The following is a 14889-nucleotide window of genomic DNA, read 5'->3' as shown; positions in this document are numbered from 1 at the left end:
ATGTTGCAAGTAACAGATGCACAACGTGAAAAGCTGAAAGCTTGTATAGCATTATTCGGTGCAAGTGGCGGAGGTAAAACATTAACTTCTTTAATCCTGGCATATGGAATGATGAAAGAAGCTTATCCTGATTTACCAGAAGAAGAATTGTGGAAGAAGATTGGTGTTATCGATACGGAACATAAACGTTCGCTTCTTTATGCAAACAATACAATTAAAGGTTACAAGATCGGTAGCTTTAAATATATTGAACTTGATGCTCCATATTCAACAGTGCGATACCAACAAGCGATTGAATTATTAAAGAAAAGTGGTTGTGAGGTTGTTATTGCAGATAGTCTTTCGCATGCTTGGGAAGGTATCGGAGGTATCTTGGACCAGCAGCAAGATTTAGGTGGGCGTTTTCAAGATTGGAAAACAATGAAGCCGGTTATTAAAGAGTTCATTAAATCACTTACAGAAAATGATGTTCATATTATCGCTACGTTACGTACTAAACAAGAATATCAAGCTGAGCGTGATGATAATGATAAGCTTCAAATTCGTAAGTTAGGATTAAAACCAATTCAGAAAGATGATTTGGAGTACGAATTCATGATTGTTCTACGTATGGAGCAAAATCATACAGCTACACCAACTAAGGATAATTCTAATTTAATAAATGAAAATGGTGAATTAATTAAGCCAGAGCATGGTGCAATCATTTATAAATGGTTAGAACTTGGTGTGGATGTAAGAGCGGAGCAAGAGAATGAAAGAAATGCTCTTATTGCAAAAATTATAGAAATTGTTGAATCCAGTGATGAAGCAGCGAAGATGCTAGATGAAATTGAGTTTAAAACAAAACAAAAACTCCAAGATTTCAATCTAAAATATTTAAATGCTGCTTTAGATAGATTACAAGTTTTTAACAACAAGGAGGAAAAATAATGTTTACAGTAGATCATGAACAAGCTAAAGGGTTTGAACAAGTTAAGCCAGGAGAATATGAGGTAACAGTTGTTAATTATGAATTAAAAAAAGCTGAATCCGGAAACAACATGATTGTTGTGGATTATGAAATTCGTAGTGATGTAGACCAGGCATTCCAAGGACAGAAGCTTTTATTCGATAATTTTGTTGTAACTGAAAAATCAATGTGGAGATTACAAGCAATTTCTAAAGCTGCAGCATTTCCAACAGGAATGAAATTCGCTTCTTACAAGGAATGGGCAGATACTCTTTTAAATAAACATCTTCGTGTAGTAGTTGGTGAGCGTGAATATAACGGTAAAAAATATCCGCAAGTAAATGGGTTTAAAGAATCGGAAGCATCGGCTCCAAGTACTGGATTTACAGTTTCGGACGAGGATGTTCCGTTCTAAAAGTTAATTAACAAGATTCAAATAGGAGGGAGCTACTAACGGCTCCCTTTTCCAAAGGGAGAAAATCAAATGAGATATAAATTTAATCAAATACCGGCAGAGCTTAAAAACACTCCTCATTGGATCTTATGGCGGTCAGAAGTAAGAAACGGTAAGAAAACAAAAGTTCCTTATCAAATCAATGGGGAAATGGCTCAATCAAATAATAAACGAAGCTGGTCAACGTTTCCGACAATCATAAAATTTTATGAACAAGGAGATTATGACGGGATTGGATTCATGTTTTCAAAGGATGATCCATTCATTGGAATAGATATTGACCATTGTATCCAAGAAGGTGCTCTTACAAGTTTAGCTGAGGATGTTATTGAAACTGTAAATAGTTACACGGAATATTCACCAAGTGGTGATGGCATCCACATTATTGCAAAAGGTAAGCTGCCATTAAAAGGACCAGGTACAGGACGGAAAAATGTTGATATCGGATTAGAAGTATACAGGCATGGAAGGTATTTTACTTTCACCGGTGATTGCTTGGATCAAGTTCCTGTGGAAGATAGAACAGAAGAATTGAAAGTTTTATTTGAGAAGTATTTGAAAGAAAAGCCAAAGCCGGAAAAGAAACAAATCACTACTTCAATCGAACGAGAAGATATTACTAGTTTATCGAATGCAGAATTATGGGAGCGAATGTTTGATAGTAAAAGCGGTGCAGCCATTAAAGATTTATTCCAGGGCATGTTGATTAATGGAGATCATTCTTCAACTGATATGGCTTTATGCAATCATTTAGCATTTTGGACGGATAAAGATGCTGGAAAGATGGATTCAATGTTTAGAGAATCCTCATTACTTCGTGAGAAGTGGGATAAACCACATTCCAGTGATGGCCGTACATATGGACAAATGACAATTGATACGGCAATTCTTTCAACTCCTTCCACAATAGCTGATTATGAACCGCCTGAAGAGAAAAAGTATGAAGTTTACATTTCTGATAACTCTATTGAAGATACTGAGGAGATTATCGATGAAGCACCAAAGTTTCATTTAACTGAGTTAGGAAATGCAGAACGTATTGCATATTATCATGGCGAGAATGTTCGTTATTGTAATGAGTTGGAATGGCTTATATGGAACGGTAAGCATTGGCATGAGGATAGTAAGAGACAAATTGAAGCTATCACGGCCAAAACACTTAGAGCTATATATGGAGAAGCGAAGGCTACAGAGGATAAATACCAATCAAAGTTGCTACATGATTGGGCTAAGAAATGTGAAAGACGGTCAATTAGGATAAATAGCATATTGGATGTGAGACCTATGGTATCAGTAAAAAAGAAAGAATTAGATTCTCATAGTTTTCTTTTTAACTGTGAGAACGGAGTTATCGATTTAAAGACGGGTGAATTATTACCACATGACCGTGACTTGTTATTAACGAAACTGTCCCCAATTAAGTATGACAGGAATGCTGAATGTCCAAACTGGAAAGCTTTCTTGGAAAGTATTTTTAAAACACCTGCAGGTGAACCGGATTATGAATTAATTAACTATCTGCAGAAAGCTATTGGGTATTCATTAACTGGTGTAACAAAAGAGCAAGTAATGTTTTTCTTATTCGGTAATGGACGAAATGGTAAGTCTACTTTTATTAATATCATCCAGGATCTACTCGGTGATTACGGAAGACAGACAAACAGTGACACTTTCTTAAAAAAGAGAAATGATTCAGGAATCAATAACGATGTGGCCAGATTAGATGGAGCACGTTTTGTATCAGCTGTCGAGAGTGAAGAGGGGCAACAATTATCTGAAGCCTTGGTTAAACAAATCACTGGTGGAGAGAAAATGTCAGCTCGTTTCTTGCGTCAGGAATACTTCGAATTTACACCAGAGTTTAAAGTGTTTTTCACTACCAATCATAAGCCAATTGTAAAAGGTTCAGATGAAGGTATATGGAGAAGGATTATGCTTATTCCATTTACCGTAACGATACCAAAAGACAAGATTGATTATGATCTGCCTGATAAATTAGCAAAAGAAATGCCAGGCGTTTTACGGTGGGCTGTGGAAGGGTGCATGAAATGGCAGGCTGAAGGGTTGCGCGCTCCTGAAGCCGTGAAGGCAGCAACAGCCGAATATCGTGAAGACATGGATATACTTGGACCATTTATCGATGAGAATTGTGCAGTGTATTCGACAGCAAGAGTTGAAGCGAAGTTACTTTATGAAAATTATACAAAATGGTGCTATCAAAATAATGAAATGGATTTAAAGAATCGTGCTTTTTATCGTCAGTTAGAAGTACGTGGATTTAAAAAGGAAAAAGGATCAAAAAATAAGACTTTCATTCATGGAATTACATTAAATGAGTTTGCTGGCGCAAATTTATTCTCCAATGATGAAAAAGAGGGAAGCAGTAACATAACTCCTATAAATAGGAAAAAAGTTTGATTTGGGGTTACTGAGGGTTACTGAACTGTTTTTTTAATAACCCTTATAAATGTTGTTATATCAATGTTTATAGCTTATGGGTTACTGAGGGTTACTGAGTTTTCTATAACAGCCTATAAGAAAATAAATAAATAAAAAAATAATATATATATAGGGCCTTAATAGAAACCCAGGTAATCTTAGTAACCCTAGCTATCAAAATGAGCCTTGAAACCTTGATATGACTGGTTTTGTAGAGGGTTACTGAATAAAAAACTTAGTAACCCTCGATAACCCTTTAAAAAAGAGGTGTAATATGCATCCAAAACAGATATGTGCTGATGTTCAATTGATGGGAGCGAAGCTCGTTCTTGATGGAAATGATTTATACATTGAGAACCATGAAAAGGTTGCTCCTGAAATTGAATTAGTTATTAAAGAATACAAGCTACGTATTATTAAATATTTGCAAGGGAATTATTCGGACCAAGATCATGCAGTAAAACAAACGATAGATAAAATTATTAATTTTTTTATCGGTGTTGAGCAAGACATGAATCCAAAAATTAATGATTGGTTTAATTATGATGAAGCTGCAGCAAGATTGGTTATGGAATTAACGTTAAACTTCTCGCTTAATGGTTGGTTATATGTAAAAGAATCTGTGGCCAACTATGAAAATAAATTAACGGACGAGCTTTCACAAGAAATATTCAATCGTGCACTGTTGCATTTTAGGAAGGTGAAATAAATGCCAGCAATTCATTATCGATATTCAGAAAAAGAATTGAAGGAAATATTGGATACATTAGAAATCATGGTGGATACAAGAGAACAGAAAAACCAACACGTACTTGATTATTTTCGCAAAAAGAATGTTCCATTCAGACTTAGAAAAATTGATACAGCCGACTATTCAGCGGTAATTCCTAAGAATCCTGAGATGGGCATTACACGAGACATTTATCTTTGCGCCGGAGTAGAACGTAAAAACGGTGTAGACGAATTGGTTCAATCAATTAAAGATCGTACGAGATTTGAAAATGAATTGATTCGTGCTGCTAAACATCCATTTGTTCTTCTTGTGGAAGATTTAAAAGGCTATCAAAAAATACTAAAAGGTGAGTATATAAGTCAATACAAACCAGAAGCGTTGCTTGGTAGTTTAAAAACATTTGAAGTGCGATATGGCTTTTCAACAGTATTTATTGAGCCTGCTACAACCGGTAATTACATATATCATCATTTCTTATATATGGCTCGTGAGTATCTGAAGAAGGGCGTCATATGATGAAAACCAAAACAATTAAAGGGGAAATAAATCATGACTAAAATTCAATTGAACGTATTATTCAAGAAAATGCAAAAGGATGATAAAAAGGAAGTTTTAATGTTCCATGTATTAAGTGATGAATTGCCACATGCTGATGATCTACTAAAAATGCCAGGTACAATTGTCTATCTAGCTGTGGAGAAAAGTGAAGTTGAACCAATCGGTGCGGAGTTCGCAAATATTCAACGTGATAGCAAGAAAACAGCAATTAAATTAAATGTAAAAAGTGATGCGAAAGGCGTAGTAAATCAGCTTTATCCTTTCGCTGGTGGAAATGTTGATATCATTCTTGAGCCTTCTCAAATGTCTATTGATGAGTTTTATGAGGAACCACATGAAGGCATGGAATACAACGTTAAACAGGATGGAACAACGGAAGTTGCTCCTGGTCAATTAAAGATTGTAGATGAAGAAACGATTGCTGAATAAATATTTGTCCTGGGATGTAATTGGAGAACAAAAATAAGGGAAGCGACATACATCGTTTCCCTGAATATTAAGGCTTATGCCTATTTAAGTAAAAGACCAATGATTGGCCCAACTAAATCTTTAACTGCGACTCCAGTTGATAAAACGGTGTTCATTCTATCAATAATATTAAAGATACCTTTAACATTTTCATCTTGGGCTACAGGTGTAATAACTTCGTTATTCATGAATAATGAACCGATTGTCTGTTCTAATGCTGTTTTCATACCTTCAACACCAGATATCTTATAAGAAATTAAAGAGGCTCTTATCAAATCAAGATTTTTAAATAATAGTGATTTAACATCTCCTGGAAGATTTGAGGATGTTATATTTTCTACTAAATTATTAATTTCATTGATTAAATCAGTAATTTCTTCAGCATCAATTTTACTCTCGTGAAGATCGTATATAAAGCCCATATGATCGCTTATAAAAGATAACGCTGTTAATGTTTCACTATCCATATAAGTCTTGAATCGGCTCATATCACCTTCAAAATTCATTGAAGAAAGAGCATTTTCAATATTAGATAAGAATTTTAGATTTCTTTCATTATTTAATCGATCATGTTTCAAAATGTAATCTTTTGTAGACAAAAAAAGTTGAAATGTTGAATTCATTGAAGATAGTAAAGCTGTTCTGTCATCTGGGTCAATTCCAAACACTTTGGCCCAAGTTTCTCTATAAGAAGTATTATGAGAAGAAGCTTTTCTGCAATCATTATAAGCTTCGTTTAAAAGAGTATGTAGTTTACTTGCTGGATTTTCCATTTAAAAATCTCCTTTTCATTTTCTTCTATTATTTTACAATATAAAAATTGAAAAATAAATAATTGAAAGTAGGTGAATCATCATTTGTTTGACTGGCTGAAAGACTATCAGAAATTAGAAGAAGATATTGAGTACTTAGGTTACAACTTAGACAAAACAAAAGCTGAATTAAAACGCTGGGTCAGTGGTGATTTGCAAGATGTACGTTTAACTGCCGAGTCGGAAGGTGCAAAGGTAGAAGCACGTATTGAAGCAATTGAATATGAATTAGCACATAAGATGAACGATATGTATAAACTGAAAAAGTTAATCAGTAAGTTCAGAGGTTTAGATAATAAAATACTAAAAATGAAATATGTGGACGGTATGACCTTGGAACAAATAGCTGAAGAGATTAGTTATAGTTCCAGCCATATAAAGAAGAAACATGCTGAGATAATTCGGCTTATCAAGTTTGTGGAAAGAGAAGGTATCATTTAGGTTCACTATTAAAGTGAATCGATACTATTGAAAAAATGATTTATAGTAATAACATAAGAAATTGACGAAAGGGCAGCTGGTACATGGTTACTCTTTCGTATGTCGATGCATGTCGATATATGAATATTCATGAATATATATGACGAACGATTAATAAGATATTTACACTCTTTTTGTCGGATAATAGAGATAGAAGGAGATGATAATTTTGGACAAATTAAATACTGTGGTTGAAGATTTATTAAAAGAAATTGATACAGATTTACAAGGTATAAAAACGTATATTAAAACGGTAGAAGGACTTTTAGAACAACAAGAAAATAAAGTCAGAGAAACTGCAACGACACTTTTACCTGTAATGAGTAAGATACAATCTAATATGTTTAATTTTACGTCACAAGATGGGCGTTGGGTAACAAGAAAAGGTCCGATTTTGAAGTATAATGATAGAGAAAATTCGCTATATATTTTCTCTATAAAGGATAAAGGACCAATTATCTTGAATCTAGATACAAATAAAGAAGTAATAATTAGTTATGATAAATTACTTAAGGAAGTTGAATTTAGTACAGTTATGGAAGGTCTTCTTTCAGTAGTTTCATATACTGAGAAATTACAAAAAAAATATCAAGATATAATTGATAAACTTGAAACAGAGTTAGTTGAATATCAAGGTATATAATTATTAAGAAGCATTCCTTATGGAGTGCTTTTTATTATGAAAAAATACAGGGAATTATCTTATTTTGTCGAATATCTATTGTTGGTTAATTATTTGTTTAAAAAGGTCAACAAAGGAGAAAAGTATGTCTAAAAATTTAAGAGAAATATTATTATACTATCGTAATCAACAAATTTTAGGGGAGGAGGTTCATGTTATTGCAATAAAAAATGGAGAAGAAGTTTTCAACGGTTACTACAAAATAATCGGTACTATTGAAACTAACTATAGTAGACTGACTATAGATTGGCCAGGAGACAGGGTTGTTCCTGGTGAATATCGAGATTATTACGGAATGTCTAGTATGTATCCGGTGGATATTGAATACTTTGAGGAAGATAACTTAGTCCATTTGTCCGGAAAATATGGGGAGGATCCGTATAAGATAATTGTCCATTTACCTGAAAAATATAAATGATTTAATGAATAATCAAGTGAAAAGAGCATCCAATCGGTTGCTTTTTATTATGTAAAGAATTGTAATAAAACATTAATATTTTTATAATTAAATTTAAAGATATTTGTAACACCTCTTATTGTATGATGGAAAACAGGAGGTGATTGCATGTCTAAAATTGATATGCTATTAAATGCATGGGTGATATTGCTCAAGCAACCGGTTATTTTTTGTTTGTTTGTGTTTGCAATATTGGGAGCTATCACATTAATATTCAATAAATTAAAGTACCTATATTAATAGGTGCTTTTTATTATATAAAAATTACATAGGTGGTGTATGACAATGCTTTGGTTATTAGCTTATCTAATAGTAGGTATGGTTTATGCTACATTCGATGTTCATTCTGCTGTAAGGAAAGAAATTGAAAAGGACAAAGAGAATGTGAATACTACAGTTGTATCGGCTTTAATTACAATTTGTATCTTTACTGTGATATGGCCAGTGTTATTAACTTTTAACATTGCTAATTGGTTTTATAAGAAAAAGGAGAGTGAATGTAAATGATTACTGAAATTAGAAAAACAATATCTGGTACAGAGTATTGGGATAACAAAGAAAAACGAAGTCTATTTGTTCCAACTGGTGAAGAACCAGGATTCGAAGTAACTGTTAATCCTGAGAGTATGATTGCTAAGTTTGCTGATGATAAAGTAGTTGACGTTAAAGTAAATGAACTATCTTTAGATGATATGACAGTAAAAGAATTACGTGATCATGCTGCATCAATTAATGTCGAGATTCCAGCTGATGTTAAAAAGAAAGAAGAAATCATTAAGTTACTATCATGAAGTACTGTGCTGAACAAGGCTGCAAGACATTAATCGATAAAGGACGATACTGTCTCAATCATAAACGTAAACAGAAGAAGACAGTTGTATATTCAAAGAACAGATCATTCTATCGTACAAAGGCCTGGCAAGATTTAAAATCATTCTGTTATCAAAGAGATAAAGGATTGTGTCAACGATGTGGAAGGTTTGTGTTTGGTAAGCAAGCACATCATCATCATATTGTTCCAATTAAAATCAATCCTTCATTAAGATTAGATCCAGATAATATCGATACACTTTGTTCTAAGTGTCATCCGATTGTAGAAAGAGAAACAAATGCAAAATACCAAGAAAAGAAAAAGTTCGACTGGAAACTATAAGCCCCCCTATCGAAAAAAGAAACTATGGCCTTATGGGGGGATAGGGAGTGGGGGTGCAAACGCGCACCTCAAAATGATTTTTTGAAAAAAATTCGTTTTTTAGGTGGTGATTTAAGGAATGGCCAGAAAATCGAAGGTCGTAATTGAAGCTGAAAAGAAAAAAGAATTAGAAGCGCAGCGTATTATGGATGTTTTGGTTGAAGCCGGAACTTATTCGCCAGCGCTTGATCCATTGATTGAGGTTTATCTTGATGCAGTTGAGATATACAGCGTCAAATATGGATTGTGGAAGAATTCTAACTTTCCAACAGTCCAAAAAACAAAGAATGTAAATGGTGATGTGAAAGAATCAAAGCATCCATTGGCTCAACAAGTCGAAGTTTGGTCTAAGCAAAAAGCGAAATATTTGGGGCAATTAGGACTAGACGGAAAGAACAAAGATTTAATCAAAAAAAGTGGGGTTCTTCTCGAAAAAGGAAAAACAGAAAAAGAGCCCACCGAGCCTAGTGATAGCAATAAATTATTACAATTTAGACAGAGGTTAAATAGATGATTGATTTTGAAACAAATTACGCTGATATATTCGTTTCTGAAGTAGATGCAGCCCCACACTTATATCCTGATTCTATTAAGTTAGCAACCAAACGATATAAGAAATGGAAGAAACGAAAAGATATTTGGTTCGATGTTGAAAAAGCGAATGCAATGATTTATTTCACTGAAACATTCTTAAAACATGCAAAAGGAAAATGGGCAGGGCAGCCGTTAATTTTAGAGTCCTGGCAGAAGTTCTACTTTGCTAACATTTATGGTTGGCAAAAATATAATAAAGATGGTAAAGCGGTGCGAGTAATTCGTACGGCTTATTTGCAGGTTCCAAAGAAAAACGGAAAAACGATTATGGGCGGTTCACCAGTCATTTATGCGATGTACGGAGAAGGTGTAAAAGGCGCTGATTGTTATATTTCCGCTAATACTTTTGAACAATGCCAAAATGCAGCCGGACCAATTGCATTAACGATTGAAAATAGTCCTGATTTACGTCCGGATACGCGTATCTATAAGGGCAAAGAAGATACGATTAAATCAATAAAATACACATTTGTGGAAGACAATATTAAATATGCAAATGTAATCAAGGTTCTTACAAAAGATAACGCTGGTAATGAAGGTAAAAACCCGTATATCAATTATTTTGATGAAGTTCATGCTCAGATGGACCGTGAACAATACGATAACTTACGTTCAGCGCAAATCGCTCAAGAAGAACCAATCAACATCATCACTTCCACAGCAGGAAAGAATACCGGCTCGCTTGGAACTCAAATTTACACTTATGCAAAAGAAGTTTTGAAGGATGATAAAGATGATTCCTGGTTCATGATGATCTATGAGCCGAACAAAAAGTTTGATTGGACAGACCGTGACGTTTGGCGAATGGTTAATCCAAATATGGATGTATCAGTTAACATGGAGTTTCTTGAGAATGCATTTAAAGAAGCTCAAAATAATAGCTTTAATAAGGCTGAGTTCTTATCAAAGCATTTGGATGTATTCGTTAATTATGCCGAAACATATTTCGATAAAGATCAACTGGATAAAATGCTTATGGACTATTTAGGTGATATTGAAGGATTAACTTGTGTTGTCGGTGTGGACTTATCAAGACGCACGGATTTAACTTGTGTATCAATAAATATTCCAACATATGATGATAAGGGAAATGCAATATTAATCGTTAAGCAAATGTATTTTATTCCGGAGTTTGGAATTGAGGACAAGGAACAACAAAGGAATGTACCATATCGAGCTTTAGCTGAAAAAGGCTTTGTAACAATTTGTCCTGGGAAAACAGTTGATGAAGAAATGGTAAATCAGTATGTGGAGTGGGTATTTGAGAATTTTGATTTACGTCAAATAAACTATGATCCAGCACTTGCTGAAAAGCTTGTTGAGAAGTGGGAAATGCTCGGAATTCAATGTGTGGAGGTTCCACAGTATCCAACGCATATGAATGAACCATTTGATGACTTTGAAATTTTGTTGCTCCAGGACCGAATTAAAACGGACAATCCTTTACTCATTTTCTGTGCAAGTAACGCAAAAATAATTACAAATATTAATAATTTAAAAACACCATCTAAACGTAAATCACCAGAGCATATTGATGGGTTTGTTGCCATGTTAATTGGCCATAAAGAAACATTAAATATGATGGAGGATGCTATTCCAGATGAAGATTACGATGAATACTTAGATGACATTTATAGGTGAAACAAGAATAATAATTTTTTGACCATTAGTATTTTAAAAATAGGCGCTGTTAACAGTGTTGAATTTCTTATTAAAATTATTATGTAATCTAAGAATAAACAAGTTATACATTGGAGTGTAAGTTCTTAAATACAATGCTCAAAATATATTTGTAATGAGAAACTTTTATCATTTAGTTAATTGAAATGACACAAGGAGGAAGATAAATGCCTAATTTGGTTGGTGACTCTAATAATCCAACTGTGCCTGCTGTTTTTGGGGAACATACCGCCAGTGAAGGAGTTGGTGTTTTAGGTAGAAGCCAAAGTGGATATGGGGTCTTGGGAGAGAGTACTGTTAGCGATGGAGTAAGAGCTACAAGCCAAGCTGGAGCTGGTGTCTCTGCCTACAGCGAGAACCTTTTTGGTGTTTGGGGTTTAAGTAATAAACACATCGGTATTTTTGCTTTAACCCGAGCGGAGACTAGACCAGCTTTGATGGCCTATAGTGATACTACAGGAGGAGACATCATCATCGGCACAAGTAGAAATGCCGGCGAGGTCTTCCGGGTTCTAAATAACGGTGACGTCAATGTACGCGGAGTTAATCTTACAAGTGACAAAAACTCTAAGGAAAATTTCTCGAGTGTCGACACGCTTGAGATTCTTGATAAATTAGCCAGCATACCAATCCAGTCTTGGAACTATAAAGATGATACATCTAATGAGCGTCACATTGGCCCGACCGCTCAGGACTTCCATGCCGTCTTTGAACTAAATGAAGATGATAATAAACATATTTCAACCGTTGATTTACAAGGCGTAGCCTTGGCTGCTATTCAAGGTTTAAATGAAAAACTCCAGACTGAAAATGATGAGTTATATAAGAAATTAGCTAACCTCGAGGAACGTCTTTCTGTCCTTGAGTCCAAGAGCTAAACCCAATGATAACAAACTAATCGCTATAGCTCTGATATCACCATAAAAAGGTGTCAGATTTCAAAGTTGGATTTTTGTTATTAAACTGTAGACTCATAGCGATAAGGGCCATGTTTGATTGGCCCTCGAAAAATATTCAATTACTAGATTGGACGACACACCCAACGACATCTGGTACCGCTACTGTCGCACTCTAACATTTTTATAGTATCAGAAGGGCATTGAATAGAAGATTGCATAGGGAAATAGGAATATGGACTTACAGGATACGAATATGGATAATAATACGGCTGTGGAATGTAAGGTGCTGCTTGGTTCATACCACCATATGTCATCGGTACGGTATATGCTATTGGCATTGAGGCATAATGACTGCAAGCTCCATGGCATTCCTGCTCTGACGTTCCAGGAGCAGCCAAACAATCTCGCATACAAGAGGTATAATTCCAAGGTGAAAATGGTTGACGATACAAAGACAATCACTCCTTATCTTAATTTTACTTTTCTCGATATTATATGTAGCTGAATATTTTTTAGGTGATTGTCCATGCATAATTAGATAATTGTCTAACATGCATAGCAAAGCTTATGATGGTGTTGAATTTTAAGGTGGTAACAAATTTAAGGACTAAAAAAGGTCCTTTTTCTTTTGGGAATATCAACATAAATTATTAAAAAAAAGCTTAAATTTAAAGTTCTAATAAAAATATATTAATGGATACTTTTAATGTTCGTTAATTGAAAGGCGGTGAGAAATTGGGTTTAAGAGATAGGTTTTCAAATTTTTTATTTAGACAAGCTGAAAAGCGTGGTTATCTGGATGATGTTTTAGGAAAAAGCATTCGTTACGGCGGTGTGTATGTTACGGATTCAAACATCTTACAATCTAGTGATGTATACGAATTGTTACAAGACATCAGTAATCAAATGGTATTGGCTGATATTGTTGTGGAAGATGAATTTGGTAATGAAATTAAAGATGATATTGCACTTCGTATTTTAAAGAATCCTAATAATTATTTAACGCAATCAGAATTTATTAAATTAATGACAAATACCTATTTACTCGAGGGAGAAACGTTCCCTATATTAAATGGCACTCAACTACATTTAGCTTCAAATGTGTTTACAGAGTTAGATGATAATTTAGTAGAACATTTTAATATTGGTGGTCAAGAGGTTCCCTCTTTTATGATTCGTCATGTGAAAAATATTGGCGCAGATCATTTAAGAGGAAAAGGTCTTCTTGATTTAGGAAGAGATACACTCGAGGGCGTTATGTCAGCTGAGAAAACCTTGACCGATAAGTACAAAAAAGGTGGATTACTAGCATTTCTATTAAAATTAGATGCGCATATCAATCCACAGAATGGTACACAGTCAAAATTAATTAAAAAGATTTTAGATCAGTTGGAATCAATTGATGATGCAAGGTCAGTTAAGATGATTCCTCTAGGAAAAGGTTATGAAATAGAAACGCTTAAAAGCCCGTTAGACGATGAAAAGACTCTAGCATACCTAAATGTATACAAAAAGGATTTGGGTAAGTTTTTAGGCATAAATGTGGATACATACACAGAGTTAATCAAAGAAGATATTGAGAAAGCGATGATGTATATCCACAATAAAGCAGTTAGACCAATAATGAAAAATTTTGAAGACCATTTGAGTCTTCTTTTTTATGGCGAGAATTCAGGGAAACGAATCAAATTCAAGATTAATATTCTTGATTTTGTTACTTATAGCAACAAAACGAATATTGGTTACAACCTTGTGCGTACAGCTATTACTTCACCTGATAATGTCGCTGATATGCTTGGATTCCCTAAACAAAATACAAATGAATCACAGGCTATTTATATTTCAAATGATTTAACTGAAATCGGTAAGAAAGAAGCGAACGATGGTTCATTGGGAGGAGGTGAAGAGAATGAAAATTGAGGTCCGAGGGAATCAAGTCATACTTGATGGTTATGTGAATGTTGTGGACAGAGAAAGTCGGATGTTGCCTTCTCCAAGGGGATATTTCAAAGAGAGAATTGTTCCTAAAACATTTGAAAAGGCATTAAAGAAAGCAAAGAATGTGGATTTACTTTTTAACCACGATAAAAATAGAAAGCTTGGCTCTATTGAAAACGGAAATCTGGAATTGTATGAAGACAATATTGGTTTAAGAGCCATTGCTACAGTTACAGATGGACTAGTGATTCAAAAGGCCAAGAATAAAGAATTGCGTGGTTGGTCATTTGGTTTTGTTTCTGAAAAAGATTCGTGGGAAGAAGGCGAAGCTGGTGTTCAAAAACGATCTATTGAAGAACTAGAGCTTTTAGAAGTTTCTATTTTGGATATGACACCAGCCTATGTTGCAACTTCCATTGAAACCAGAGGCGAAAATACAGCCATGATTGAAATGAGAAGTGAAGAAGCAGCCGTAAAAACAGTTGTGGAAGATGATACAGAAGAAAGAAGCAATCTTATCAAACAAATAAAAAAAGTCCTGGAGGAAAATTAAC

General features: G+C 34.3%; 19 protein-coding genes. 17 read left to right on the top strand and 2 right to left on the bottom strand.

Going from position 1 to position 14889, the window contains the following annotated elements; genetic code table 11:
- From AXW78_RS21445 to AXW78_RS21420, 6 genes are all read left to right on the top strand, one after another.
- Positions 1-930, top strand: a complete 930-nt coding sequence (locus AXW78_RS21445; protein WP_061884630.1) for an AAA family ATPase — start codon at positions 1-3, stop codon at positions 928-930.
- Positions 930-1364, top strand: coding sequence for a DUF669 domain-containing protein (locus tag AXW78_RS21440; protein ID WP_000495504.1), 435 nt, complete (start codon positions 930-932; stop codon positions 1362-1364). Before AXW78_RS21445 ends, AXW78_RS21440 begins: the two co-directional genes overlap by 1 nt.
- 69 nt (positions 1365-1433) lie before the next feature.
- Positions 1434-3821 carry a phage/plasmid primase, P4 family gene (locus AXW78_RS21435; RefSeq protein ID WP_061884629.1) on the top strand — a complete coding sequence of 796 codons (2388 nt, stop codon included), beginning with the start codon at positions 1434-1436 and terminating at the stop codon, positions 3819-3821.
- A gap of 295 nt (positions 3822-4116) precedes the next feature.
- Positions 4117-4551: a hypothetical protein gene (locus AXW78_RS21430; RefSeq protein WP_061884628.1), complete on the top strand. Its 435-nt coding sequence runs from the start codon at positions 4117-4119 to the stop codon at positions 4549-4551.
- The gene (locus AXW78_RS21425; protein WP_053513012.1) at positions 4552-5091 is read left to right on the top strand and encodes an ERCC4 domain-containing protein; all 540 of its coding nucleotides are present in this window, start codon (positions 4552-4554) and stop codon (positions 5089-5091) included.
- Positions 5092-5124: 33 nt separating this feature from the next.
- Positions 5125-5562, top strand: a complete 438-nt coding sequence (locus AXW78_RS21420; protein WP_061884627.1) for a hypothetical protein — start codon at positions 5125-5127, stop codon at positions 5560-5562.
- 80 nt (positions 5563-5642) lie between these two features.
- Here AXW78_RS21420 and AXW78_RS21415 read toward each other — a convergent pair whose 3' ends face one another.
- Positions 5643-6374 carry a hypothetical protein gene (locus AXW78_RS21415; RefSeq protein ID WP_061884626.1) on the bottom strand — a complete coding sequence of 244 codons (732 nt, stop codon included), beginning with the start codon at positions 6372-6374 and terminating at the stop codon, positions 5643-5645.
- 84 nt (positions 6375-6458) lie between these two features.
- On the opposite strand from AXW78_RS21415, the gene AXW78_RS21410 reads away from it, so the two are divergent.
- From AXW78_RS21410 to AXW78_RS21370, 9 genes are all read left to right on the top strand, one after another.
- Positions 6459-6854, top strand: a complete 396-nt coding sequence (locus AXW78_RS21410) for a sigma-70 RNA polymerase sigma factor region 4 domain-containing protein (RefSeq protein ID WP_061884625.1) — start codon at positions 6459-6461, stop codon at positions 6852-6854.
- Between the two features lie 208 nt (positions 6855-7062).
- A complete protein-coding gene (locus tag AXW78_RS21405) occupies positions 7063-7536 on the top strand; it encodes a hypothetical protein (protein ID WP_061884624.1) in 474 nt (157 codons plus the stop codon).
- A 124-nt stretch (positions 7537-7660) separates the two neighbouring features.
- Positions 7661-7993, top strand: coding sequence for a hypothetical protein (locus AXW78_RS21400; RefSeq protein WP_061884623.1), 333 nt, complete (start codon positions 7661-7663; stop codon positions 7991-7993).
- 324 nt (positions 7994-8317) lie between these two features.
- Positions 8318-8539 (top strand): hypothetical protein, encoded by a 222-nt coding sequence (locus AXW78_RS21395; RefSeq protein WP_061884622.1) that lies wholly within the window; start codon positions 8318-8320, stop codon positions 8537-8539.
- On the top strand, positions 8536-8823 hold the full coding sequence (locus tag AXW78_RS21390; protein WP_061884621.1) for a hypothetical protein: 288 nt from the start codon (positions 8536-8538) through the stop codon (positions 8821-8823). Before AXW78_RS21395 ends, AXW78_RS21390 begins: the two co-directional genes overlap by 4 nt.
- Entirely contained in the window at positions 8820-9185 is a 366-nt protein-coding gene (locus AXW78_RS21385) for an HNH endonuclease (RefSeq protein WP_061884620.1), read from the top strand. Before AXW78_RS21390 ends, AXW78_RS21385 begins: the two co-directional genes overlap by 4 nt.
- 118 nt (positions 9186-9303) lie before the next feature.
- Positions 9304-9738, top strand: a complete 435-nt coding sequence (locus AXW78_RS21380; RefSeq protein ID WP_016084503.1) for a P27 family phage terminase small subunit — start codon at positions 9304-9306, stop codon at positions 9736-9738.
- Complete coding sequence (locus AXW78_RS21375; protein WP_061884619.1) at positions 9735-11459, top strand: terminase large subunit; 1725 nt, start codon at positions 9735-9737, stop codon at positions 11457-11459. Before AXW78_RS21380 ends, AXW78_RS21375 begins: the two co-directional genes overlap by 4 nt.
- Before the next feature lie 206 nt (positions 11460-11665).
- Positions 11666-12376 (top strand): tail fiber domain-containing protein, encoded by a 711-nt coding sequence (locus AXW78_RS21370; RefSeq protein WP_061884618.1) that lies wholly within the window; start codon positions 11666-11668, stop codon positions 12374-12376.
- A 143-nt stretch (positions 12377-12519) separates the two neighbouring features.
- Here the strand turns inward: AXW78_RS21370 and AXW78_RS33950 are convergent, their stop codons facing one another.
- Positions 12520-12849, bottom strand: coding sequence for a hypothetical protein (locus AXW78_RS33950; RefSeq protein ID WP_129542611.1), 330 nt, complete (start codon positions 12847-12849; stop codon positions 12520-12522).
- Between the two features lie 283 nt (positions 12850-13132).
- Between AXW78_RS33950 and AXW78_RS21360 the strand changes: the two genes are divergently transcribed.
- The gene (locus AXW78_RS21360) at positions 13133-14317 is read left to right on the top strand and encodes a phage portal protein (RefSeq protein ID WP_061884616.1); all 1185 of its coding nucleotides are present in this window, start codon (positions 13133-13135) and stop codon (positions 14315-14317) included.
- A complete protein-coding gene (locus AXW78_RS21355) occupies positions 14307-14888 on the top strand; it encodes an HK97 family phage prohead protease (RefSeq protein WP_061884615.1) in 582 nt (193 codons plus the stop codon). Before AXW78_RS21360 ends, AXW78_RS21355 begins: the two co-directional genes overlap by 11 nt.
- Position 14889: the final 1 nt, after the last annotated feature.

Source organism: Bacillus thuringiensis (assembly GCF_001595725.1).
Lineage (GTDB): Bacteria > Bacillota > Bacilli > Bacillales > Bacillaceae_G > Bacillus_A > Bacillus_A thuringiensis_K.
This window is presented reverse-complemented; position numbering and strand designations above follow the sequence as displayed.